Origin of the sequence: Neolewinella aquimaris (assembly GCF_014197245.1) — a bacterium.
Lineage (GTDB): Bacteria > Bacteroidota > Bacteroidia > Chitinophagales > Saprospiraceae > Neolewinella > Neolewinella aquimaris.
On record NZ_JACIFF010000002.1, the window covers coordinates 455,536 to 481,421 of the forward strand.

General features: G+C 59.4%; 18 protein-coding genes. 16 read left to right on the forward strand and 2 right to left on the reverse strand.

The genetic code is table 11. The features are described 5' to 3' along the window. The first annotated feature begins 214 nt into the window (after window positions 1-214). Window positions 215-631: a VOC family protein gene (locus GGR28_RS06425; RefSeq protein WP_183494916.1), complete on the forward strand. Its 417-nt coding sequence runs from the start codon at window positions 215-217 to the stop codon at window positions 629-631. Window positions 632-653: 22 nt separating this feature from the next. On the opposite strand, the gene GGR28_RS06430 is transcribed toward GGR28_RS06425, so the two are convergent. Further along, window positions 654-3,020, reverse strand: a complete 2,367-nt coding sequence (locus tag GGR28_RS06430) for an outer membrane beta-barrel family protein (protein ID WP_183494917.1) — start codon at window positions 3,018-3,020, stop codon at window positions 654-656. A 227-nt stretch (window positions 3,021-3,247) separates the two neighbouring features. Between GGR28_RS06430 and GGR28_RS06435 the strand changes: the two genes are divergently transcribed. Then, on the forward strand, window positions 3,248-4,333 hold the full coding sequence (locus GGR28_RS06435; protein ID WP_183494918.1) for an endo-1,4-beta-xylanase: 1,086 nt from the start codon (window positions 3,248-3,250) through the stop codon (window positions 4,331-4,333). 21 nt (window positions 4,334-4,354) lie between these two features. Beyond that, window positions 4,355-5,350, forward strand: a complete 996-nt coding sequence (locus GGR28_RS06440; RefSeq protein WP_246416376.1) for a phytanoyl-CoA dioxygenase family protein — start codon at window positions 4,355-4,357, stop codon at window positions 5,348-5,350. A 278-nt stretch (window positions 5,351-5,628) separates the two neighbouring features. On the opposite strand, the gene GGR28_RS06445 is transcribed toward GGR28_RS06440, so the two are convergent. Beyond that, window positions 5,629-7,131 carry a DUF1593 domain-containing protein gene (locus tag GGR28_RS06445; RefSeq protein WP_183494919.1) on the reverse strand — a complete coding sequence of 501 codons (1,503 nt, stop codon included), beginning with the start codon at window positions 7,129-7,131 and terminating at the stop codon, window positions 5,629-5,631. 294 nt (window positions 7,132-7,425) lie between these two features. On the opposite strand from GGR28_RS06445, the gene GGR28_RS06450 reads away from it, so the two are divergent. From GGR28_RS06450 to GGR28_RS06510, 13 genes are all read left to right on the forward strand, one after another. Then, window positions 7,426-9,156, forward strand: coding sequence for a glycoside hydrolase family 13 protein (locus GGR28_RS06450; protein WP_183494920.1), 1,731 nt, complete (start codon window positions 7,426-7,428; stop codon window positions 9,154-9,156). 317 nt (window positions 9,157-9,473) lie between these two features. Beyond that, on the forward strand, window positions 9,474-10,151 hold the full coding sequence (locus tag GGR28_RS06455) for a response regulator transcription factor (RefSeq protein WP_183494921.1): 678 nt from the start codon (window positions 9,474-9,476) through the stop codon (window positions 10,149-10,151). Continuing rightward, a complete protein-coding gene (locus GGR28_RS06460) occupies window positions 10,148-11,425 on the forward strand; it encodes a sensor histidine kinase (protein WP_183494922.1) in 1,278 nt (425 codons plus the stop codon). Before GGR28_RS06455 ends, GGR28_RS06460 begins: the two co-directional genes overlap by 4 nt. Further along, window positions 11,422-12,000 (forward strand): HD domain-containing protein, encoded by a 579-nt coding sequence (locus tag GGR28_RS06465; RefSeq protein WP_183494923.1) that lies wholly within the window; start codon window positions 11,422-11,424, stop codon window positions 11,998-12,000. Before GGR28_RS06460 ends, GGR28_RS06465 begins: the two co-directional genes overlap by 4 nt. A 69-nt stretch (window positions 12,001-12,069) precedes the next feature. After that, the gene (locus GGR28_RS06470; RefSeq protein ID WP_183494924.1) at window positions 12,070-12,879 is read left to right on the forward strand and encodes a phosphatase PAP2 family protein; all 810 of its coding nucleotides are present in this window, start codon (window positions 12,070-12,072) and stop codon (window positions 12,877-12,879) included. Window positions 12,880-12,979: 100 nt separating this feature from the next. Next, window positions 12,980-13,402 (forward strand): Rieske 2Fe-2S domain-containing protein, encoded by a 423-nt coding sequence (locus tag GGR28_RS06475; RefSeq protein ID WP_183494925.1) that lies wholly within the window; start codon window positions 12,980-12,982, stop codon window positions 13,400-13,402. After that, the gene (locus GGR28_RS06480; protein WP_319936708.1) at window positions 13,402-14,565 is read left to right on the forward strand and encodes an MFS transporter; all 1,164 of its coding nucleotides are present in this window, start codon (window positions 13,402-13,404) and stop codon (window positions 14,563-14,565) included. The genes GGR28_RS06475 and GGR28_RS06480 overlap by 1 nt, the downstream gene beginning before the upstream one ends. Window positions 14,566-14,596: 31 nt before the next feature. Continuing rightward, complete coding sequence (locus tag GGR28_RS06485) at window positions 14,597-15,262, forward strand: RluA family pseudouridine synthase (RefSeq protein ID WP_183494926.1); 666 nt, start codon at window positions 14,597-14,599, stop codon at window positions 15,260-15,262. A gap of 18 nt (window positions 15,263-15,280) precedes the next feature. Beyond that, entirely contained in the window at window positions 15,281-16,402 is a 1,122-nt protein-coding gene (locus tag GGR28_RS06490; RefSeq protein ID WP_183494927.1) for a DUF4249 family protein, read from the forward strand. Window positions 16,403-16,466: 64 nt separating this feature from the next. Next, entirely contained in the window at window positions 16,467-18,875 is a 2,409-nt protein-coding gene (locus tag GGR28_RS06495; RefSeq protein WP_183494928.1) for a TonB-dependent receptor, read from the forward strand. A gap of 375 nt (window positions 18,876-19,250) precedes the next feature. Continuing rightward, window positions 19,251-22,532, forward strand: a complete 3,282-nt coding sequence (locus tag GGR28_RS06500; protein WP_183494929.1) for a SusC/RagA family TonB-linked outer membrane protein — start codon at window positions 19,251-19,253, stop codon at window positions 22,530-22,532. Between the two features lie 19 nt (window positions 22,533-22,551). Beyond that, window positions 22,552-24,240 carry a RagB/SusD family nutrient uptake outer membrane protein gene (locus tag GGR28_RS06505; RefSeq protein WP_183494930.1) on the forward strand — a complete coding sequence of 563 codons (1,689 nt, stop codon included), beginning with the start codon at window positions 22,552-22,554 and terminating at the stop codon, window positions 24,238-24,240. A gap of 96 nt (window positions 24,241-24,336) precedes the next feature. Continuing rightward, entirely contained in the window at window positions 24,337-25,857 is a 1,521-nt protein-coding gene (locus GGR28_RS06510; RefSeq protein WP_183494931.1) for an FG-GAP repeat domain-containing protein, read from the forward strand. Window positions 25,858-25,886: the final 29 nt, after the last annotated feature.

The following is a 25,886-nucleotide window of genomic DNA, read 5'->3' on the forward strand; positions in this document are numbered from 1 at the left end:
CATCCGCAAGATAAAACAAGGAAATACACTTATCTCGGTAACTTTCCTTGCTCCTGCGCGCCGCCGCCCCCCGCCCTGCCGGCCCACTTTTTCACCGGACCACGACGCACGGCAGCCGGTACCCCGAACCCTTCCGTTGGCCCCCTCTTCCCCCCGATCGGCGGCATTTTCTCCGGGCGAAAAGATTACCTTAACTACCCTAATCCCCCTTTCTATGACCAAACAAGTCTGGCTCAATCTGCCCGTCGCCGACGTAGCCACCTCCCGCACCTTCTTTCGCGCCATCGGCTTCCGGGAAAGCCCCCGCCACGCCGGCAACCCCCAACTAGCGGGATTCCTGATCGGCGAACACGATTTTATTGTGATGCTCTTCCCGGAAAGTGAGTTCAAGAACTTCACCCAACTGCCGGTAGCCGATACCAAGCAGGCGTCGGAGGTACTGATCAACATCGACGCCGAAAGTCCGGAGGAGGTGGACAAGATGCGGGACCGGGTCGCCGAAGCGGGAGGCCACATTTACACTCCCCCCACCCTGGTGGAGGGCTTCATGTACCTGTTCTGCTTCGCGGACCCCGACGGCCACCGGTGGTGCGTGATGCACATGGACGAGGCGAAGCTCGCGGGCCGGTAATCCGGCCGATCGAACCGGTGACCTAGAACTGCTTCTGTCCCCCAAATTCCATCGCCTCGCCCTTACCGAAGCCGTAGCTCAGTCCTACGGTCACGAAGCGGCCGCGCTGGCGGTAGTTGTAGAGGTAAAAGTCGGGCTGCGTCGCCTCGCTTTCGTCGATCATGGAGGCAAAGGCGTCGCGGACGCTGACGTTAAAGATCATGCGGCCCTTTAGAATTTTCTTCCGGAGGCCGATGTCAGCGTAGGAGAAGCCAGATACGTTGCCCTGCACCGTTCGGTAGCCCGAGCGCACATTACCGGCTACCTCGAAATCGATGTCCAGGGGCAGCTCGAATTTGGTGACCAGCCGGCCGTTGAACTGCTCGGCGCTGAAGTCGTAGCTCACCCCCTCGAGTTCGGCCGTCCGGTCGAAGGCATTGAAGTTGAAGTCGCCGCTCAGGGTCATCCACTTGGCGGGACGGTACTTGCCGTTCAGTTCCACGCCGTTGGTCCGACTGGTACCCAGGTTGATGGGCTGGGTAACGTTGACGTTGTCCTGGAAGAAGGACACCCGCTCCACGACGTCGGTGGTGTAGCGATGGTAGATGCCGGCGTTCAGGCTAAGGTCGCCGACGATCAGGATACCGGTGACCTCGTAGGAGTCGGTAAATTCCGGCTGCAGGTTCGGGTTGCCCGCCCGCACGTTGAAGTTGTTGCGGATGTTGAAGAAGGGGTTCAGGTCCCACAGCCGCGGCCGGAACACCCGCCGGGAGTAGCCCGCCTGCACGGAGGCCGCCTCGCTGAACTTGTAGGAGGTATGCAGGGTCGGAAACAGGTTGGTATAATTCTGGTCGTTCGCCTCCTGTGTATTGACGAGCACGGTGCTGAGGTCGGTCTGCTCCACCCGCAGCCCCGCCTTAACGCCCCACTTATCGCCCTCGTAGGATGAGGTAACGTAAGCACCCAGCACCCCCTGCTGGAATTCGAAGCGATTGGTGAGTTCGGGCACGAGCTGGAAGTCGTCGTCGATGAAGTCACTCACCGCAAAATCGTTGCCTACGTCGTTGAGTACGTACTGCAGGCCGGTTTCCAGGGTTACCGCTTCACTTACGGGCCGGGTGTAGTCTGCTTTAAAGGTGTACTCCGTCTGCCCGAAATCAGTGCGCGTGAGCTGGTCTCCGAAGAGGGCCTCCCCTTCGCTGGTGTTGGTGGTGAATTCGGACGACTGGTCCTTGGTGAAGCTGTTGCCGAGCGCACTTACGATGAGCACGTGGTCCTTGTCCTCCGCGTCGAATTCCCGCTTATAGTTCAGTTCGTACTGCCACTTCGGGTTGGTGGCCTCGGTGGCTTCGGTGCGCCGCCAGGCATCGGTGAGGTTTCCGGCGGAGTTGATTACGCTGAAGTCGGTGATGGCGTTCTCCGTTTCAATCTCGTAGGCCAGGTGGCCGGTTAGGGAGAGGACGTTGCGGTCGTTGATGTGATAGTCGGTACCGAGGATGAGGTTGTAGAATTGCTCGTTCTTATCGGCCTCGCCTTCGCTCAGAATGGTGGTGCCGCTGCTTAGATCACGGTTGATGCCCCGGTTGTCTTCCGGAAAGGTGCGGTACCCTACCCCGAGCTGTCCGAAGAGATTGAACTTGGCGGTACGGCGGTTTACGCTCAGGCCCAGGCTGTGGTTGTTGGGCGTACCCGTGTTTACCGTTACGGAGCCATTGAGGCCGCGCTGCTCTTCCTTTTTCAGCACGATGTTGATGATGCCGGCGGTGCCTTCGGCCTGGTACTTGGCCGAGGGGTTGGTGATCACTTCCACGCTCTCGATCATATCGGCCGTGATGGTACCCAGCGCGTTGCCGTTGTCGGCGGTCAGGACCGAGGGCTTCCCGTCGATCAGGATCTGTACTCCCCCGCTGCCCCGCAGGTTGATCTGCCCCTCGATGCTCACGGTTACGGAGGGGACGTTGTTGAGCACTTCCAGGGCACTGGCGCCGCTGCTGCTCAGGTCCTTCCCCACGTTAAACACCCGCTTATCCAGACGGAATTCGGTGGTAGATCGCTCGCCGGTTACCAGCACTTCGTCGAGGGTCTCCCCGTCGGGCTTGAGGACGATGGTGCCCATATCCGCGCCACGTACATCCTCCACGCGCGTCGGTGCGAAGCCCAGAAAACTGACTTCCAGGGTTATCCCCGGCTGAGGAACAGTCAGCGTAAAGTTTCCGGCCACGTCGGTCGTTGTTCCCGTCAGCATGTCGCCGTTACTGGGGTCAATGGCCTTTACGGTCGCGAATTCTACGGGCAGCTCGCCGCCACTTTCTACCACCCTCCCCTTCAGTTCGAGACCCTGGGCGCGGACGCAGGTGCAGAGCAACATCAGAAAAGCAATGTAAATGGGTCGGCGCGTCAGTGTGGGCATGGGGTACATAATGTTGGGCGGAATCGGCTTAATTGCACCCCTAAGTTGGGGATAATTACTAGGCCGGACCAGGTCATTCTACGCCTCCCTCAGATAAAACGACCGTTCGGTGATCTAGCCCTACGGTATGGAATCAGTGGTTGCGCCTGACCGCCGTGGTATTTAGACTTTAATTCACACCGTTCACGCGACTACGTCGTACTTTGACTGTAAACTATACATTCCTTATGGCCCGACTGCTGCTTATTGTATTTCTAGGATGGCTCGTCGGCTGTGGAGATGCTCCGCCCGCGAACGAACAGACGGATGCTAGCCGGAAAGCCGTGACCGGGCTAAAGGACGTGGCCCCCTTCCCCATCGGCGGTGCCGTCAGTATCCGCAAGCTCGCCGGCGACACTGCGTTGCGGGCAATTGTGACCACGGAATTTAGTAGCCTCACGTCGACCAATGACATGAAGATGTACAGCATCGCCGCGCGGGAGGGGCAGTTGGATTTTGCCCGCGCCGACTCTACCGTAGCCTTTGCCGAGGCGAATGGTATGCGGATGTTCGGTCACGCCCTGGTGTGGCACTACGGTCTGCCCGAGTACATCACATCCAAGGACCGCGCCGGAATGGAGGCCTTCCTCACCGAGTACATAGATACCGTAGTTACCCATTTCCGGGGGCGGGTTGATGGCTGGGACGTGGTCAATGAAGTGTTTGACACCCGGGGTGGAGAGCTGCGCGCTACCCCCTTCTATACGGCCATGGGGGAAGATTATATTGAGCTCGCCTTCCGGACCGCCCACGCGGCCGACCCACAAGCCAAACTTTTCATCAACGACTTCGGCACGGAGCGCGACACGAGCAAACTGAATGCGCTGGTCGATCTCGTCGTTCGGATGCGCCAGACAGGGGTGCCCATTCACGGCATCGGATTCCAGTGGCACCAGCAAATGCGCGACGATACGGCCGTGATCCGGCAGACCCTGCGGCGGGCAGCCGCCACCGGGCTCCTCCTCCACATTTCAGAACTGGACCTGATCTTCAATACCCACAACGACGCGGCGGGGGGTGGCGTGGAAGAGATCTCGCGCATGACCCCGGAATTGCTCGCCGCCCAGGCCGATCGCTACGAGACCCTGGCGCGCATCTACCGGCAAGAGGTTCCCGCCCCCCAGCGCTACGGCATCACCTTCTGGGATTTTACCGACCGGGATACCTGGATCAGGGGCTTCTTCGATATGAACGACTGGCCCACCCTCTACGATGATGACCTGCAACCCAAACCGGCGTACGATGGATTTCGGCGGGGACTTGAGGAACGATGATCCGGAAGGTTGCCGTATCTTATGGATCGCAACGAGACCGTCCAGATTATGCAGCCATCCGCCCCCGACGCCCCCAAGAACCAGCACCGAGACATCCCCGGCAACCCGTCCACCGCCAAGAGCAGTAGCGTAGCATTGCGGGCCGATGCATCCCCCGATTCACTCCGGGTACTTACCGGTGAGCAGTGGGATTTTTGGAAGGAAAACGGATTCGTTGTAATCAAGCGGGCCATCAGCCGAGATCAGGCGCAGCGCAGCGCCGACTTCCTCTGGGAGTTCGAGGACAAAGACCCGAACGATCAGGAAAGCTGGTACACCGCGCCGCGCGCCGAAATGAAAATGAAGGAGTTGGCGGGGACCGGAATGGTGGAAGTGTACAATCACCAAGAGCTTTGGAACAACCGACAATCCCGGCGGGTATACGACGCTTTCGTCGACATCTGGGGCACCGAAAAACTCTGGGTGACCATCGACCGCGCCAACCTCAATTTCCCTATCCGTCCCGGCTACGAATACAAGGGCTTTATTCACTGGGATTATGACCCCGAGACCAAACCACAAAACGTACAGGGGGTACTCGCGCTGGCCGACCAAACGGATCCCAACATGGGCGGCTTCCAGTGCATCCCCTGGCTATACCGTAACTATGATACCTGGAAGCTTACTCAGCCTACGGATCGCGACCGATTCAAACCCGACACCACGGGACTGGAAGATAAACTGGTAAAAGTACCACTGGAAGCCGGCGACCTGCTCATTTTCAATAGCACCCAACCCCACGGCATCCGCCCAAATCTATCGTCCGACAAGGTCAGAATTGCGCAGTACATCGCGATGGCCCCCGCACAGGAGGAAGACGAAGCGCTCCGCCAGTGGCGGATTACGTCATGGAAGGAGCGCAAAGCACCCGAAGGATACGCCTTCCCCGGAGACCCCCGCAATTACGAGCAGACGCGTTACGAATGCGCTGAGTTGTCGGAGCTCGGCGAGCGGTTGCTGGGGCTTAAAAGTTGGTAGCTTCCCGGGCAACGAAAATCCTCCCTACTTAGTCGGGAAGGGCTCTCGGAAGCCGTCCGCAACGTATCCCTTCACCGCCTCCCAGGCAGGGTGCCGAGAAACAGAAAACCTCCTGCCCGACCGCAGTGAATCTGTGCTCCGACGAAGTCGATCCGTGTTTAATTCGTGGCCATCCGTGGTGAGCCTATTGCCCCGACGAAGTCGATCCGTGTTTAAACCGTGGCCATCCGTGGTGAGCCACTATCCAACAAAGCCAATCCCCTGCTTAGTCGCCAGACCTACTTCCCCGCCCCGGTCAGCACCACCCGTGCGTACCGCGTCAACGAAGGCGAACCACCGTCGGTAACTTCCAGAATCAGGTGGATGGTCTGCCCCGGTTCTATATCGCCGGGAACGGTCACCCGAGCCTCCTCTTTGTTCAGGATCACCATCGCTTCCCCCGGATAAGTTCCCACCTCGCCGTACTGCCACCAGTGGTAGTGAAGCTCATCCCCGTCGGGGTCCGAAGCCCTCGCCTGTAGCATCAGTTTTTGACGGGGCGTAACGCTTATTCGTGTTTCTCCCTCCATTGCCACCACGGGCGGGTGATTGGCATCCGCATAGGGCATGACGCACCAGTCGGCGCGCGCGGCAAAGTCACGCTGCAACTCCGGAAGCCAGCGCGTCTGGGCGTATACTGACTCGTAGGTTGCAGTAAACGGATTATAATCCCGGGCGGCGGGGCCGTCCTCCCACCGGCGATTGGTGGAGTCGGTCGCGACCAGTCTGCCGCCCCATCCGCCCCAGCCCGGGTGCTCGAGGTTGTCGAGCCCCACGTCGACCAGGTGCAGGAAGGCGGGTGAGTCGCCCTCGGAAATGAAGTCGTAGGGTTTGAAGCTGCCCCACTGCGCGCTATCCAGGCGGGTGGGATCCCCGTGGATGTGCTCGTCGTCCCCGGCCTGTTTCTTGCCGTCGCCGTAACTATAGTAGCCGGCGGTGAGGGGACCGTGGTTGTTAATGATGTGTTCACCCATGAATGTTCCCTCCAGCCAGGGCTGCAGGGCCGGGGGCACGGTCGACTGCCAACTGTACGCCAGAGCGGCGAATTGACGGTAGTTGTACAGCACCCGAATGTCCTTCCACTGCGAGGCGACGTAGTTCCGGTAGGTAGCATCCTGGTCCATCACCGTGTAAATAATGGCTTTGTCGCTCACGCGTTCGTAGATCGCGGGCCATTCCGGCGTGTCGGCGTAGGTTTCTTCAATCGATTTCAGGGCCCGGGCGATGGTATTCGTCCCGCCCCAAACTTGCAAGTAGATGGGCCGGGGGTCGGCTTCGTCGAGCAGCCTGTCGCGGATGAAGTCGGACCCCTCCGTATCGTGCTCCATTTCTCCCTCGAATTCGATGTTACCCACCTTCACCAGAGAGAGCAGGTGGTCCGCCGTGGGGAAGCCGTCCGCGTGGGTGGAAAGCACCGGATAGACTTCCCCGTAGGCCTGTATCAATTCCTGCATCCACTGCTCGCCGGGCCAGCGCAGGTCGGTGCGTTCGCCGTACATCTCCCGGGTCATTTCCATTTCCGAGGTCATCGTAGTGCCCTTTCCGTCGCCCTTATAGTGCCACATGGAGCTGCTGTACACCAACCCTTCCAGCTCAAATTCATTGGCATAGAGCAACAGGCGGATGAAGGAGTCGACGTCGTCAATCTCGCCGTCGGTCGTCACGATGGTACGTACGGGCGGGGCCGCGGGTGCCAAAGTGGACGCCAAAAGCAAAACGAATAGGTAGAAAAAGCGGTGCATATTTCCTAATGTTTGTGTTGGTCAGGAAAGGTACGCACTGCCCGGGATGCACAATAAAAAGCCCCCGCCTAATCCGGTGAGGGATGGGCGAGGGCCATGTATTGGGGCTGCCTTACCTCTAGGGCGGTGTCGGTTCGTGGCGTCCCGCCGCAGTGTCGGTTCGTGGCGTCCCGCCGCGGTCACCATCGCCACCAGCCCCCAACCCCGCAAAACGCCGGGAACCAGCGAACCTTGCCGGCGTTAAGCCACTATTATTTGCATTGCACCCGCGACCCCGCCCAATACCTAAGCTGCATGAATCGATCCTTCCCCCCACTATTCCTATTCCTTCTCCTCATCGGATGCGCTAGAAACAGCGAACCAACCACAGTGGCCACCGAAACAGCCGACGACGACTGGTGGAAAGAATCTATCGTTTACCAGATCTACCCCCGCAGTTTCCAGGATACGGACGGGGACGGCATAGGTGATCTGAACGGCATAATCGAACGCCTCGATTACATTGAAAGCCTCGGCGTCACGGCCGTCTGGCTCAACCCGATTTACAGCTCGCCCAACGACGACAATGGCTACGACATCAGCGACTACCGTAACATAATGACCGACTTCGGCACCATGGCCGACTTCGACCGCATGCTCGCCGGTATGCACGAACGCGACATTAAACTGATCATGGACGTGGTGGTCAACCACAGCAGCGACGAGCACGAATGGTTCGTACAGAGCAAAAGCTCGCGCGACAACCCCTACCGCGATTACTACCACTGGTGGCCGGCCGAGAAAGGCGACCCGCCCTACCGCTACAGCCTCTTCGATGCGGAGGGGAATGCCTGGAAGTACGACAGCACGACCGATGCCTACTACCTCCACTACTTCAGTCAGAAACAACCCGACCTCAACTGGTCTAATCCGAAATTACGGCAGGAGGTCTACGACATCATGACCTTCTGGGCGGAGAAGGGCGTCGACGGCTTCCGCCTGGATGCGTTTCAGTTCGCGGCAAAGGACACCACCTACCCGGAGTTTCCGGGCCTGACCGACACCACCTTCATCGATTATTACGCCATGCAGGACGGCCTCCACGACTACCTGCGGGAGATGAACGAGCAGATCTTCTCGAAGTACGGCGTAATGAGCGTCGCCGAGGGGGCCGGCCGCAATTTTGAGGACGCCCACGCGCTGGTCGACGCCGACCGCCAGGAACTCAACATGGCCTATGCCTTCGATGGGGTGGACGTGCCCAAATACGGGGGCTACGCACTGACGACCATGAAGGAAGTTTTCAGCCGGTGGGATGCCGAATTCGCGGAAGACGGCTGGCTTTCCATCTTTCTCTCCAACCACGACCAGGCCCGCATGGTGAGTCGATGGGGCAACGATTCTCCGGAATTCCGGGCACCCTCCACCAAACTGCTCAACACCTTCCTGCTGAGCATGCGCGGTACTCCCTACGCCTACTACGGCGACGAGATCGGCATGACCAACATTGACTTCGACGAGATCGAAGATTACCAGGACATTGCGGCCCGCAACGGCTACACCAAGGCCCGGGCGCAGGGGAAGGATATGGAGCAGTTCATGCGGGAGCTCAATTTCCTGAGCCGCGATAACGGCCGCACGCCCATGCAGTGGACGGAAGGTCCGCAGGCCGGCTTTACCACCGGTACCCCCTGGCTTCCCGTCAACGATAATCATGCGCAAATCAACGTCGCCGCCCAGGAAGACGATCCGAACTCCATCCTGAATCACTTCCGGCAGATGACCCGGCTGCGGCAAGACCATCCGGTGCTCGTCCACGGCAGTTACGAACTGCTCCTACCCGACCACGAGGAGCTATACGCCTATACCCGCGAATGGGAGGGCGTACGAATGCTGGTAGTGATGAATTTCTCGGACGAAGGGGTAACCGTAGATCTACCGGAACTGGAAAATGCGGAGGTGGTGATCGATAACTACGAATCCCTCTCCCGGACCGGTAGCTCGGCCGATCTCAACCCCTGGCAGGCGGTAATTTTATCCCTGTAAAAGGATTGCCGTTCCTACGTACGCGATCTTGCCGAAGTGAAGATCACCGGGGCACCCGGTAGCAAATATCGGGCGAATGCCATTCCGGAGCCTACGGGCATATTAAGGTAGAGACATACCGGATCAGCGGCACCTTGTTCATGATTCTGACGGGCGGCGGTCACTGAGGTATAGGTGGAGAACACCCGTAGTAGACGGAATACCACCAACGTCGGCGGGACCTACGGGTAGGGAAATCCAAAATTTATCCAATATCGGGGCGCACCTTCGGGGAGTTTGACGGATCGATCCCTACCTTAATCGCCCCACCCCACCCCATGAAGATCCTCATCATCGAAGACGAGCCCACCCTGGCGGAATCCATGCGCACCTACCTGGAGACGGAGGGTAACCGCTGTGAACTGGCGCGGGATTTTGACGAGGCCTGGGATAAAACGAGTCTTTACGACTACGACTGCATCCTCGTCGACATCACCCTGCCCGGCGGCAGCGGACTGGAGATCATCCGTAAGCTCAAGGAAGACAATCAGCGCGCCGGCATCATCATCGTATCCGCCAAGGACAGCATCGACGATCGCATCAGCGGCCTCGAACTCGGATCCGACGACTACCTCCCCAAACCCTTTCACCTGGCCGAACTGAACGCCCGCATCAAGGCGCTCGTGCGGCGCAACCAGTTCGGCGGCCAGCAGCACATCGACTACCGCGAGATACACGTGGAGCCCCTGCAGCACGCCGTGACCGTCGGCCAGCAAGACGTACACCTAACCCGCTCCGAATACGATCTGCTGATCTACTTCCTGGCCAACCAGAATCGCGTCCTGACCAAGGAGGCCGTTGCCGAACATCTGAGCGGCGACCAGGCCGACCTGCTCGACAGCATCGACTTCATCTATAGCCACATCAAGAACCTGCGCAAAAAACTCACGGGAGCGGGGGCGGCCGACTACATCCAGTCGATCTACGGACTGGGGTACAAATGGGCACCGGCATGAAGCTTCTACAGCGTACTTCCCGCTATTACCTGGCCTTCGCGGTGGTGGCCTTCCTAATCACCGGCATCCTCCTCTTTAACGTGCTGCGCTACTTCATTGACGAGGAGATGGACGAGCAGGTTGCCGACGCGAGCGTACGACTCGACCATTACCTCGCCCAACTGCCCGAGGTGCCGGAGAGCTTTTACCAGCTGGATGCCGTGATTACGACCCGCCCGGTTGATAAAGTCGTGCTGCCCTTTACCTTTTCCGACACCGTATTTTTCGAGCCCATCGAGCAGGAAATGGAACCCTTCCGCAGCGTCACCTACGACCGCGAGATCAACGGACAGCCGTACCGCATCACGATCTCCCAGCTCAAGGTGGAGAACGAGGACCTGATCGAAGTACTGTTCTTGGTCAGTATGGCCTTTTTCGCCCTGTTCCTGCTGGGCTTTTTCTTCCTCAACCGCTACCTGTCCAAGCGGATCTGGCGGCCATTTTATGCGGCGCTGGCGCAGGTGCAGCGTTTCGACCTGAAGAGCAGGGCGCCTACGGTATTCCCCCCGTCGACCACCGAAGAATTCGATCAGCTTAGCCGTTCCCTCAATACGCTAACGACCAAGATCCGCCGCGACTACTTGGCCCTGCGCCAATTTACCGACAACGCCAGTCACGAATTGCAGACGCCCCTGGCCATTATGCGCAATCAGGTGGACCTGATGCTGCAGACCACCGACCGCACCGAGGAGGATTTCACCCGCCTGCAACACTTCAGCGAGGCGCTGGAGCGCCTGAAGAAACTCAACCAGGCCCTGCTGCTCCTGACCCGCATCGAAAACGAGCAGTACCACGACACGGAGGAGATCGAGCTGGCCGCCCTGATCGACACCAAGCTGAGCCAGCTGGAAGGAATGCGCGATGCCAAGTCCCTATTGCTCGAACGGGAGTTACACCGCACCTGCGTCCGCGCCCATCCCGTGCTGATGGACGTGCTGCTCAACAACCTGCTCAGTAACGCCATCAAACATAATGTGACGAACGGCCACCTTCGCGTCATCCTAAAGGACCGGCAGCTGACCGTGGTCAACTCCGGCCCGCCCCACGATGGCGACACCGACCGGCTCTTCAAGCGCTTTACCAAGGGGAGGGCCGACAACCAGTCGTTGGGGCTTGGTCTGGCCATCGTTTCGGAAATTTGCCAGCACTACGGCTTTCGGATCGACTACCACGCCACCGCCGACGGCGTACACTCGGTAACACTTAACTTCGGTGGCAATACCGCCCCGTTATGAAAAAGCAAAAACGGATCACCCAACGGGCCAGTCGCTACGTCACGCGCCGACTTATTCGGGAGTTGCCGCACAACCGCATCTTTCACAACATCCACCATACCCTGACCGTCTGGCGGGGAACGAAGATGATCGGTAAGGCAATGGGACTGTCCAAGGAGGAGCTGGAGATTGTGTGCCTGGCGGCCATTTTTCACGACACCGGCCACATCGAGTGCTACGTGGGCCACGAAGAGGTAAGCGTCCGCATCGCCCGGGAATGGCTGGAAAAACAGGGATACCCCCCCGCGAAGATCGACCGGGTAAGCGATTGCATCCGGGCCACCTCCATGCCCCAGGATCCCCGCAATAAATTGGAGCAGGTACTGTGTGATGCGGACCTGTTGCACCTTTCCTTCGAGGCCTACCCCGACTACCAGGAAATGCTGCGCCGGGAGTGGCAGCTGGAATTCGGCCTCAAGTACACCGACGAGGACTGGGAGCTGACCAACAACACCTTCCTCGCGGACCACAAGTACTTCACCGACTATGCGCGTCAGGAACTGGAGCCCAGAAAACAGCAACTGAAAGTAGATTGAACGCAACTCCAATAATTCTCCAATGTTGGTCTGCATCTTAAGCACCCTAACCCACCCACCCCGCCGGTCATGCGCTATCCTATAGTTTCCTGGATCTTCACGCTGTTGCTGCTCCTCGGCACGGTACCCCTGGCCGGTCAGCAAGACGGCAAAACGGAAGGGGGGCCGTACTACATTTCGCTCAAGCGCGACCTGCTCTACGGCAGCGCGTCCGTCGGCTCGGTAGCCCTCGGCAGTCTCCTGCGCAGCCGGACGCCGGATATCGTGCTGTCGGACCTGCGGCTCGGCAACATCCCGTCCTTTGACCGCATCGCCACGGAATTCAGCTCCGCCTCGGCCCGTACCCTTTCGGATTACTCACTGTACGCCTCCGCTGCTCTACCGGGTTTACTCATGGCCGGTCGGCGGAGTCGTCGTGAAGCGGGAAAAATCAGTCTGCTGTTTTTGGAGACGATGCTGCTTAACCAGGGTCTGACCGACATCATTAAGTCTTCCGCCAAACGACCCCGTCCCTACGTTTTCGACGATGACCTGGACCCCGCTACCATCATTGGCGGCAACGACCGGGCGGCCTTTCTGTCGGGCCACACCAGCAGCTCGGCGGCGGCGGGATTTTTCTTCGCGCGGGCGTTCAGCGATTACTATCCCGCCTCCCGCCTGAAGCCCTACGCCTGGGTACTGGGAGCGGGCGTTCCGGCCCTGACGGGTTACCTGCGCATCCGGGCGGGGCAGCACTACCCCTCCGATGTACTGGCCGGCTACGCCCTCGGGGCGGTCATCGGGTACGTCGTGCCCGCCCTGCACCGGAGGCCTCCGGGAGGACGGCGGCTGACCGTAGCCCCGAGCGGCGGGGGGATGTATGTTTCCTACCGGTTCTAGGTCATTACCCACACCCGAATTCCGGGGGGCCGGCCTACTTTACCGGCTTTTGTCCAATACCTTCCATACGTTCCCCTCCCGTCCGGCTTAACTTCACGGGATGAACCGTAAAGACTTTCTCAACAACTTGGGCATCGGTGCCGCATTCGCCCTTACGGCCACCTGTTTGGGTGGTTGCAGCAAGGAGGAGGATGAGGCTTTTACCCCTACCCCATCCACTGGAATAGATTTCACGCTGGACCTGAATGCCACCGAAAACGCGCCCCTCGCGACCGACGGCGGCTACGTGGTGCGCAATAAGATCGTAGTGGCCCGCACACTCACGGGCGACTACGTAGCGGCCACCCAGCAGTGTAGCCACGAGGGCAATCTGGCCGTGCAGCTGCGCAACGACGAGTGGTACTGCACCGTACACGGCGCCCGCTATACCCTCGCGGGTGACGGCCTGAATCAGTTCGGTTCCAACGGGCTGACCACCTACAAGACCGCCCTGAACGGCACCGATTTGCGGGTATTTAGTTAGTGAACCCCATTCTAACCCGTACGGTCGTCCTGCTCGGCGCCGTGAGCCTCTTCACCGATCTGGCGAGTGAAATGCTCTACCCCATCCTGCCCATCTACCTCGAATCCATCGGATTCGGAGTTATCGGCATCGGTGTGCTGGAGGGTATTGCCGAGGCTACTTCCGGTCTGAGTAAGGGGTACTTCGGTCAGTGGAGCGACCGCCTCGGTCGGCGACGGCCCTTCGTAGTGTGGGGCTACGGACTCAGTGCGGTGGCCAAACCCCTTTTGGTTCTCTTCCTCTCACCGGTTTGGATCCTCTTCACCCGTACCCTCGATCGCTTCGGCAAGGGGATCCGCACCGGCGCGCGCGACGCCCTGCTTTCCGGGGAGGCGGTGCCGGAAACCAAGGCAAGGGTATTCGGATTTCACCGGTCGATGGATACCCTGGGCGCGGCGCTGGGCCCGCTCGTTGCCCTGATGTTCCTGTATTTCTACCCCGGGCAGTACCGCTGGCTGTTTTTCCTGGCCGTTGTCCCCGGTCTGCTGGCCGTCGTAGCCACCCTACTGCTAACGGAAAAGCCAACCGAACGGGTGGTGGGTGCCCGGCCCGGTTTGTTGGAATTTGCGGGCTACTGGCGGCGTGCCACCCCGGCCTACCGTCGCCTGGTGGTCGGACTAGCGGGCTTTGCCCTCATCAATAGTTCGGACATGTTCCTGCTCCTCTACCTGAAGGATGCCGGTCTGACGGACGTTGCCGTGATCGGGTATTATGTCTTCTACAATCTAGTGTACGCCGTGGCAGCCTACCCCTTCGGCAGCCTGGCCGATCGATTCGGTCCGAAGCGGATGTTTCTCTTCGGGCTGCTCTGCTTCGGGCTGGTTTACGCCATCCTTCCATACGCGGTTTCCTTTTTTGCATTCACCTTCCTATTCCTGATCTACGGCCTTTTCGCGGCGGCGACCGACGGTGTAGCCAAGGCCTGGATCACCCACACCTGCGCCCAGGCCGATACGGCCACCGCAATCGGAGCGTATAGTGCCCTGGCCAGTCTGTGCAGCCTGGTAGCCAGCTCCGCCGCCGGTGGTATCTGGTACGGTTTCGGACCCACCGCGATGCTAACCCTTACCGCCGCGGCCACCGTGGGAATCGTGGCTTACTTCCTCGGTACGCGGGCGCGGTGAACCTTCGCTCCCGCCACGCCTTTATCCCTGCATGCTTGACACCATCGCCGAGGGCTCCAACTGGGCCGTTATCAACAAACCCGCCGGCATTGCCACGGAACGCCACTTTCAGTACGATACGGTAGAGGCGCGGGCGCAGGAGCAGTGGAAACGACCAAGTGCCAAGAAACCGGCGTACGTAGGCATCGTTCACCGGCTCGACCGACCCGTCAGCGGTGCCCTCTTACTGGCCCGCAACAAATCGACCCTGGTGGCGCTGAACGAAGCCTTCGCCGCCCGCCGGATCACCAAAGTCTACTGGGCCGTGACCGACAAGCCACTGCCCGCCGTCACCGGTGACCTGGTCCACTACCTCGGTCGGGAACCAACCCGCAAAAAGGCGTTCGCGAGTACCCGGCCCGTCGCCGGCGCCCAGGAGGCAAAACTGAGCTACCGACTCCTCGCCGGGTCAGGAAATAGCTACCTGTACCAGGTCGTTCCCATCACCGGCCGGTTCCACCAGATCCGGTGCCAGTTGGCTGCGGCCGGGGCACCCATCACCGGCGACCACGCTTATGGTTCCCTGCGTCCCCTGGGCGATCACGTCATCGGTCTTCACGCGCGCCAACTCAACTTTACCGACCCGAAGTCGGGGGAGGCAATTGAGGTTACCGCCCCCACCCCCGAATACTGGCCCGTAGCGACCGAGCAACCGTAATTTGTCTATTTTGACGGGGTGAAATCGCACCCCCTTCCTTTCCCATACGGCCTCACCTGCCTGCTTCTACTCTTCGGGCTGAGTGCCTGTACCGATCCGGTCGTACCGACCTATCGTTACGAAACCGGTTTTCTGTTGGTCGACGGTCGCATTACGGACCAGCCCGGATACAGCCAGGTTGCCATTCGGCGCAATACGGTGCTGTTCGGCCAGTATACCCTTGGTCCGGTAACCGGCGCGGTGGTGAGCAGCCTGGATGACCAAGGTCAGCGCACCGAATGGGTCGCGGTAGACAGCGGTGGCCTCTACGTCCCACCTAATGATTTCGTGGCCCAGCCGGGGCGCACCTATAGCCTGAGCATCGCGACACCGGAGGGGGAAGTCGTCGAATCCGACCCGCAGCAACTTCCACCGGCGGTGCCGTTCCTTAATCCGCGCTACCGCTTCGAGCAGGAGGGTTACTTCAGTACGTCGCGTAACCGTTTCGTGCCCACCTTTACGTTTCTGGTCGACGTCGAGGACCCACCGGGAGAGGAGAATTTTTACAAGTATCGCTACCGTACCTGGGAGTCCATCGCGGTTTGCGCAACCTGCCGCAGGTCGCGGTACCGCAACGGGGAATGCATCGAGGGGCCGGGAACGAACTTCGTCAACCGGTGGGACTACCTCTGCGACCTGCCCTGCTGGATCAGCACCCTGGGTCAGGGAAGTAGCATCATGAGTGATGCCCTCAGCGACGGTCGGCGCATGACCGGAGTGGAAGCCGGTCGACTGGATTACGAGCGGCCCGGGGGATTGCTCTTCGAGATCGAGCAGGCCAACATTTCCAGGGACGCGTACGAGTTTGGACAGGTCGTCGAGAACCTGTCGGAAAACAGCGGAGGGCTTAACGCTCCCCTACCCGCCCCCCTGATCGGCAACCTGAGGGACCGGAGTGACCAGCGCACCGATGTCCTGGGATTCGTCAGCGTGGAGGCCGTTACGGTCGACCGCGTCTACTTTAATCGCGACACGGTAGACGGAACCTCACTGCCCTACGACGGGCAGATCATCCTCGAGCCGGTGCTGCCGAGCCCACCCGCCGCCCCCTGCACCGGCGGCAATCGGACCCCGGTGCGCCCCTTCGGTTGGCCCGGCTAGCTACTGGGTTCGTTCCCTGCTCCTGCGCGCCGCCGCCCCCTTTGTTCCCCTTATTTCCTACCCTATGCGCTTATTCCTTTCGGTTCTACTTCCGCTCCTGAGTGTCTGCACGGTCCACGCCCAGCTCCATCCGGTGGTGGTACATACCGTGGAGGAGGGACGACCCCTCACCTACATCAATGTGCGCGTAGTAGAAACGAACACCGGAGGGACCACCGACGCCGCGGGAAATTTACGGCTGGAACTGCCCCGTGGCCGCTATACCCTGGAGGCCAGTTTTCTGGGCTACGAGACTACCCAAACCGGCATCAACGTACCTACCGAGGCAGCGATCACCCTGAACATGCGCGCGGAAATTTCCCAGCTTGAGACGGTGACCGTAAAAGCAAGCGACATCAGTCAGCGACTGGACCAGCCCCAGATGGGAGTGGAACGACTTACTATCAAGGACATCGAGGTGCTGCCCGTAGCCCTGGGAGAAGTGGACGTGTTCCGGGGGCTGCAACTCATATCCGGCGTCAACTCGGCGGGGGAGGCAAGCAACGGCCTGAGCATCCGCGGCGGCACCATCGACCAGAACCTGATCCTGCTGGATGGGGCGCCGATCTTCACGCCCACCCACCTGTTCGGCTTGTTTTCGGTCTTTACCCCGGATGCCATCGGGGGGGTGGACCTGTACCGGGGGAACATACCCGCGCGATTCGGAGGGAGGGTTTCTTCCATACTAGACGTTCGATCGAGAACACCCAGTGCCGAAAAGCTGCGCCTACAGGGGGGAGTCGGTCTGGTATCGAGTCACCTGAGCGTGGAAACCCCAGTGACCAAGGACCGGAAACTGGCGGTGCTGGTAGCCGGGCGGGCGGGATTCAATGATTTTGCCTTTAAACTCGTCGAGCGGCTTAAGCGAACGCGCAGCAACTTTGTGGACGGAACCCTGCGACTGCGGTACGTGGCCAGTGAGAAAAACATCTATTCCCTGTCGACTTTTTACAGCAAGGACTTTTACGAGGTAAACCTACTGACGGCCTTCAGTGGAATCGTGGCGGAAAGCAACCAGAACGACTACTATACCTTCAATAATACCCTTGACTGGCTTCGGATCGTGAGCGATCGCACCAGTCTTCAACTGCGCCTGGTGGCTTCCGACCACCGTCCGAAGGTGATCTTCCCACAGCGTGCATCCGAAAACGTGGTGGAGTATGCCTCCCGCATCCGGTACAAGAGCGGGCAGCTCACCCTCGATTATCGCTCCGGAGGTGATCACCATCTTTCCGGCGGGCTCCAATTGATCCATTACGACCTGAATCCCGGCCAACTGGATCCGGGGGGATCGAGCTCCGTACAGGCCATTAGTCTGCCCGGTGAGCAGTCCGCTGAGTTGAGCTTGTTTGCCGAAGATGTATGGGAAATCAGTGACCGACTGACCTTTTCCGCCGGCCTGCGCTACACCCAGTTCCTGCAGCTCGGTCCGGGAGAACAACGGTTTTACAGCGATCCCGAGGACGTGCGTCGACAAACCCGGACGGGGGCGGTGGAATACGGCGGCGGGTCGGTCATGCAAACGTACGGGGGGCTCGAACCCCGCCTCGGAATGAACCTAAAGGTGACGCCCACTCTAAGTCTGAAGGCGGCTTACGCCCGGAGTAGCCAGTACCTGCACAATATTTATAACTCCACTACACCCCTCCCCTCCAGTCGCTGGAAGGTGTCGGATGAGCTCATCCGTCCCCAGCGTTCGGCACTGTACAGTGGCGGATTATTTTGGTTGCCGGGTGAGGGGAAGTACGGGTTCAACCTGGAAACGTATTACCGCTATACCGACAACATGCTGGAGTACCGTCCGGGAGCCGACTTCTTCCTCAACCCCGCCGTAGAAACCGCCCTTCTGCAGGGGGTAAACAAAGCCTACGGCGTTGAGATTGGCATATCGCGCGAGCATGGCTACCTCAAGGGGATGGTCAACTACGCCTACGCGCGCACCCTGAACCGGGTCGATGGCAGCAGCTTTGCGACCAGCGTCAACCGGGGCGAGTGGTACAGCGGATACTTCGACCAACCCCATACGCTGAACCTAAACCTAACGCTGGACGATGAGCGGACGAACCGCTTGAGTTTCAACTTCGTGGCCCAGAGCAACCGGCCGTATACCGTGCCCAACGGCTTTCTTACCGTCGACCAGCAGACCCTGCCCATCTTTCTGGAGCGGAACAACGACCGGCTGCCGGTGTATCACCGCCTGGACTTCAGTTGGACCATCCACAACCCTAAGATGGTGAAGAAGCGGTGGGTGGGCGACTGGACCTTTACCGTCTACAATCTGTACGGCCGCAAGAATGCCTATAACATCTACTACACCCCACGCGACGCCGGCAGCCCCAGTGACGTGTTCGGCTCCAGTCCGCTGGGCAGTTATCGGTTGACGATCTTCGGTGCACCGATCGTCAGTTTAACCTATAATTTTAAGTTCGAGTAGACAGCGAATACGGGGTGCCGCTCGTTTGGCATATACAATTTAATAGAGCCTGCCTAACGTATGACAAAATTTATGTTCGAATGCTTTGCGCTTTCCACTATAATTCCCAAATTGTTGCTGCCAAGAAGATTGTCTGCGAAATCGTTGGTTGCTAGTATTGAAATTTAACGTCACCAAACCCATTCTCCGGTATTTTCATCTCCGACCACTCCCGTGGAGCAGTCGGTGCGTACGCCTGGAGGAATAACCCGTGCTTTTACGACATTCGGCACCTGCGCTTTACGACACTCATCTGCTTACGGTCATCCACCGATCGACAAATTCGGTTGCTGCCGTTCGCCAGCACTCTTAATTATCTTTGATCAATCACTAATTATGAGAGTTTTATACCCTGATTTACAAAGGGACAACTGGAGACGCTTCAGAATCCTTGGTATCGGCTTACTGAGCCTCGTCTGCTCGGGATGGCTTGCCGCCCAGACCGTTACCGGAACGGTTTACGATGAAACCGGTGTCGGTCTGGTGGGTGCCACCGTGCTCGTAGAAGGCACCACCACCGGCACCGTCACGGACATCGACGGCAGCTATTCGGTCAACGCTAATGGCGGAAGCGCGCTGGTCTTCTCGTTCACCGGCTATCTCTCCCAGCGTGTGCCGATAGGTACCCAAAGCGTGGTGGACATCACGATGGAACCTGACGTAGCCATTCTGGACCAGGTGGTTGTGACCGGCTATAGCCAGCAACGCAAGGGCGACATTACGGGAGCCGTGGCGGTGTTGGACACCGACGAGCTGACCGGTATTGCGGCTTCCTCCGTCAACCAGCAGTTGGAGGGGCGCGCTACGGGGGTGCAGACCTCGACTTCCGGACAGGCCGGAGCGGGCACCAACATCCGCATTCGCGGCATTTCCTCCTTCACCAGCAACGATCCACTGATCGTAGTGGATGGAGTACCCCAGTTGAACAACTACCTCAACAACATCAACCCCCAGGACATTGCCAGTCTGCAGATTTTGAAAGATGCTTCAGCCGCTTCGATCTACGGTACCCGCGCCTCCAACGGGGTAATCATCATCACCACCAAGAAGGGGGTATCCGGTAAGCCAAAGATCACCTACGATGCCTACTTCGGCGTTCAGGGCCACGAGCGCGGATTCAATGACTTCCTTATTCAGAATACCCAGGACTACGCAAACGTGTTCTGGGATCAGTACGCCAATGTTGGTTCTACCCCGCCCTCCAACATATACGGTATGGGAAGTCGCCCGGAGATTCCCAACTACATTTTCCCGGATCGCGAGGACGACGGCAGCCAGCCCAACATCGACGAATCGACCTACAGCTTTCCCAATAACCTGATCGTTCGCGCCAACCCCAATGGCACGGACTGGTGGGATGCCGTTTTCGATCCGGCTCCCATTACCGACCACACGCTGGCGATCTCCGGAGGAACGGACGCCGGCACCTACCGCATCTCGGCCAACTACCTCAACCAGCAGGGAACGATGATCGAGACGTACTTCAAGCGTTACTCCATCCGCGCAAACTCCCAGTGGACGCTCGGTAAGGTGACCATCGGCGAGACCCTCAACCTTTCCCGGGTCGAGTCGGTCGGTGTACCGGGGGGTACCCAGAACGAGCAGGGCACCCTGATGCAGATCGTGAAGGAGCAGCCCATCATTCCGGTCTACGACGTAGGAGGGAATTTCGCCAGCGGTAAGGCCAACGGCCTCTCCAACGGTACCAACCCCGTCGCCCGCCTGGTCCGTAACCGGGACAACGTGGGAGAATACGACGCTGCCATCGGTTCCCTCTTTGCGAGCATTGAAGTCATCGACGGGCTGACGCTGAAAACCAACTTCGGATTGAACTACTCCGTCGGCGGAGCTCCCAACTTTCAGTTTCCCACCTTCGAAAACTCCGAGCCGACCACCATCAACAGCTTCTCCGAAAACCTGAACCGCAGCTTTAATTGGGTGTGGACCAATACGGCGAGCTACAATAAGATCTTCGACGAGCGCCACAACTTGAACTTACTGGTGGGTTATGAGTCGCTCAACGAGCGTTTCCGCAGCATCAGTGGATCCTACGCCCAGTACTTCCTCACCGACCCCAGCGTACGCTACCTCAGCGGCGGGCTGGCCAATCCCGATACCCGGCAGTCCAACTCGGGGGGCAGCGAACACACCCTACTCTCCACCTTCGGTCAGGCCAGCTACACCCTCGACGGAAAGTACCTGGTCACCGCAACCATCCGCCGCGACGGATCCAGCCGTTTCGCGGAAGACAATCGCTACGGGGTGTTCCCCTCCGCCAGCATCGGCTGGCGCATCTCCGGGGAATCGTTCCTCAGTGACGTCAACTGGTTGTCTGACCTGAAACTGCGCGTTGGCTACGGTACGGTCGGCAACGAAAACATCGGCAACTACCGTTTCGTCAACCAGTTCGGTGGCAGTACCGCGACCACGTTCTACGCCATCAACGGAGGGAATACCCTGCGGACGGGATACACCGCCACGGCACTGGGTGACCCGACGATCGGGTGGGAAGAGAAGCAGACGACCAACGTCGGCGTTGACCTATCCATTCTCGACGACAAGTTGAACGTGGTGCTGGACCTTTACCAGTCTACGACCAACGACCTCCTGTTCAACCCCGCCCTGCCCCTCACCGCGGGCACGGTCAATCCTCCCTTCGTGAACATCGCCGAAATGGAGAACAACGGTTTCGACCTGGCCGTAAACTGGCGCCCGGACGTCGGCCCAGTTAAGTTCGACATCGGACTTAATCTTTCACAGTACCGCAATCAAATCGTGCGGATCGACGGAGACTCCGACGTGTTTTCTCCCCGCGGCGCACCCGAGGTCCGCACCGCTACCGGTGACTACATCGTCAACCGCGTCGGTTCCAGCATTGGCACCTTTTACGGACTACAGTGGGACGGCATCTGGCAGAGCCAGGCGGAGATCGATGCTGCCAACGCCATTGATGGCGACCCGTCTACCGACTTTATGGCCAACGCCGCACCCGGACGCTTCCGGTGGGCCGACGTCAACAGCTACGACCCGGAAACCGGTGAACTCACCGGTCGGCCCGACGGCCTGATCAACGACGCCGACCTGACCGCCATCGGCAATCCCCACCCCGACTTTACGGCCGGACTGAACCTGGGTGCCCGCTACGGCAATTTCGACTTAAGTGCCTTTTTCTTCGGCAGCTTCGGAAACGATATCCTGAATACCACCAAGCAGTTTACGATTTTCCGCCAGTTCAACACCAACGCCGACGTGCGAGTAGTGACCGACAGCTGGACGCCCCAGAACATGGACACCGACATTCCCCGCCTGGACATCAACGACGCCGAAAGTCGGCGCCTGTCTTCTTACTACGTAGAGGACGGCTCCTACATCCGCCTCAAACAGCTGCAGCTTGGCTACACCCTGCCCGGCTCCGTGGGGGGCAACATCCTGAGCAAACTGCGGGTCTACGTTCAGGCCCAGAACCTATTTACTATTACCGACTACTCCGGACTCGATCCGGCCCTGTCTAGCTTCGACGTAAGCGGTCAGGATGCCGATGACCTTTATATGGGAATAGACTACGGCAACTATCCATCGACCCGCATCATCATGTTCGGAATCAATGCCGGCTTCTAATCCCAAAACTATCCACGCAATGAAAATTATTAGCTATTTATCCGCGTTGTGCTGTCTGGTTCTACTGGCCTGGTCGTGCAGTGAGGATTTTCTGGACACTCCCCCGCAGGGCGTGCTGGCGGAATCCAACCTGACGGCCCAGGAGGGTATCGAGGCGGCGCTCATCTCCGCCTACACCCGCCTCGACGGCTGGAACAACGACTGGGGCAACAACGCCTGGGGCGGTGCCGCGAGCAATTATCTGTTTGCCAGCGTCCCGTCCGACGACACCCACAAGGGCAGTGAACCCGCCGACGGCGTAGAAGCCCAGCAGGTCGAACTTTACCAGTGGAATCCGAGCAACCCGGACTTTCAGTCTAAGTTCCTCTTCATGTACGACGGCGTGCGGCGGGCGAATGAGACCCTCTCCCTCCTCGCCGGCAACACCGACATCAGTGATTCCGACCGCAACCGCATCGCCGGGGAAGCTCGCTTCCTGCGCGGTCACTACCACATGGAGCTCTGGAAAATATGGAAGAACGTTCCGTATTTCTCCGAAGCGGACGAAGACCTGCGTAAGCCCAACGACCAGGACATCTTCCCCCTCATCGAGGCAGACCTGACGGAGGCCGCCAACTTACTACCCACCAGTCAGAGCGACGTCGGGCGCGCCAACTCCCGTGCGGCCAACGCACTGCTGGGCAGACTGTACATGCTGAACAACGACTACAGCTCCGCGGAACAAGCCTTCAACAAGCTGAGTGGTTTCAGCCTCAATGACTGCTTCCACGATATGTTCACCCTGGAAGGGGAGAACGGTCCGGAGATGATCTTCAGCGTACAGGCCTCGGTCAACGACGGCACTTCCGACGGCGCCAACGCCAACTTTTCCGAACGCCTCACCTTCCCCCACGCCGGCTCGCCCTTCGGTTGCTGCGGCTTCAACCAGCCCACCCAGAACCTGGTGAACGCTTACCGGGTAGACGGCAACGGCCTGCCGCTGCGAGACAATACCTTCGATACCAATCCTACCCCCGACCAGCCCGTCGATCCCCGCCTCGACTGGACGGTGGGTCGCGACGATGTCCCATTCCTGAACTGGGGCAAGCACGCTCCTTCCTGGATTCGGGACCGCGAGTACTCCAGCGAGTACAGCGGCAAGAAGTTCAGCCACGACCTGGGAGAGGAATCTAGCGTAGGCTGGACCTCCAACCAGCTTACGGCCGTGAATATCCCCATCATCCGGTACGCCGACGTGCTGCTCTACCAGGCAGAGATCGATGTTTCCGCCGGCCGCTTAGAGGATGCCCGGGCAAAGGTGAACATGATTCGTGAACGCGCCGGCAACTGCGCTCAGGGAAGCGACAACATTCCCGTACCGCTCGACGATCCCGTCATCACCTGGGCCACCTACAGCGTAGAACCCTACACCCAGCCGTGGACGGACGCCGTCGCAGCGCGTGAGGCAGTTCGTCTGGAACGCCGCCTCGAGTTGGCCCTGGAGGGTCGCCGCCTGTTCGACCTTCGCCGCTACGCCATTCACGACAACTCCAACTACTTCGTGGAAACCCTCACGGACTATCTGGCGGTGGAAAAGACGCGGCGCCCGTTCCTGCAACAGGCAAATACACCTACCACGGATAACTACTACTTCCCCATCCCCTCCACTGCGATCTTGCGCAGCCAGGTTGACGGGGTACCGACCCTGCGCCAGAACCCGGGGTACTAAACCCGCACATCTTTTCGCCACGGCCTCCCTTCGGGATCGTCGACAACTACTTACAAAGCCCTCCGATACCGCATCGGGGGGCTTGTAATTGTCCCCATGAGCAACCGCCTAATCCTTTCGTTTGGCCTACTCGTCCTTTGCGTGTTGTTGTTCGGAAGGTGCCAGCGTGATACTCCCCCGCCCCACCCCGGCCAGTTGCTGGCCACGACTTACTGCGCGTCCTGCCATCAGTTGCCCACCCCCGATCAGCTGACCCGGGAAATCTGGACCGATGAGGTGCTGCCGAAAATGGGGGCCTTTTACGGCATCTACGAAAGTTACCCTCGCCGGTACTTCCTGGAAAACCCAGACAATGCTCCCTACGTAGATCACCTCTACCCGGAGCAGCCCGTGATGGACACCGCCGACTGGCACCAAATCGTCGATTATTTCGTGGGCCAGGCGCCGGACCGCCTGTTGGGAAGCAAAGCCCCCCAGGACCTGCTCCAGCTCAGGCTATTCCGGCCGGTACCCATATACGACTCTACGACCACCACCGCTCCCTACACTACTCTGCTCCAATTCGACACCCTTCACCGTCACATTATCACCGGCGGCCCCGGCAGAGGGTTGCGCACCTTTACGGCCGACCACAACCTGCTATCGACGAATCCCCTCACTTCAACCCCCAGCGATCTTGACGTCGCTACGGGCCAAGTTTTGCTGATGGGTAGTCTACTACCCTCCGATATACCCCGCGGCAGTCTAACCGATCTTGCTGGCACCCGCGTCCCCGCCTTCCCGGATTCCCTGGCACGCCCGGTACAGATGGTGCAGTTGGACCTGGATCAGAACGGACGCTTAGAGACCGTTGTGGCGGAGTACGGCAATATGGTCGGCTATCTGAACAGCTACGAACTCACGGAGGAAACCGGCACTTACCGGAAATGTACCCTACAAAACCAAGCCGGGGCGTTACGGCTGCGGGTAGCCGACCTCGACCGGGACGGACACGACGACCTGCTGGTGCTCTACGCCCAGGGCAACGAATCGGTGATCGCCTACCTCAGTAAGCCCGGAACCTTTGAACGCAGGGAACTCCTCAGTTTCCCGGCGGTTTACGGCTCCTCCGACCTGGAAGTAGTGGATTTCGACGGGGATGGCGACCTGGACCTGCTGTGTACCAACGGCGACAATTTTGACTACCAGCCCATTCCCAAACCCTATCACGGAATCCGCATCTACCTGAACGACGGCGAAGGCCACTTTTCCGAAGCCTACTTCTACCCCATGGATGGTGCCTACGACCTTGCCGTCGATGACTTCGACCTTGATGGGGACATGGACATCGCCGCCATTGCTTACTTTATCCCCCCCAGTCTCCGTGCCACGCGCAGTTTCGTTTTTCTTGAGCAACAGGATCGTGGGGGCAGCGAGCTGTCCTTCACCGCGGCATCCTTCGTCAAGGAATCCGACCAACACTACCTGACCATGGCGGCGGGGGACGTAGACGCCGACGGAGATACCGATCTGCTGATCGGCAGCTTTGCCGCTTACCTGCCCGACGGATTACGGGGGCAGCCGTCTACCGTCACCCAGGCCCCCGTGTACATCTACCTGGAGAACCTCGCCCGCTAACGGACCTTGTACGCTGCATGACCACTCCT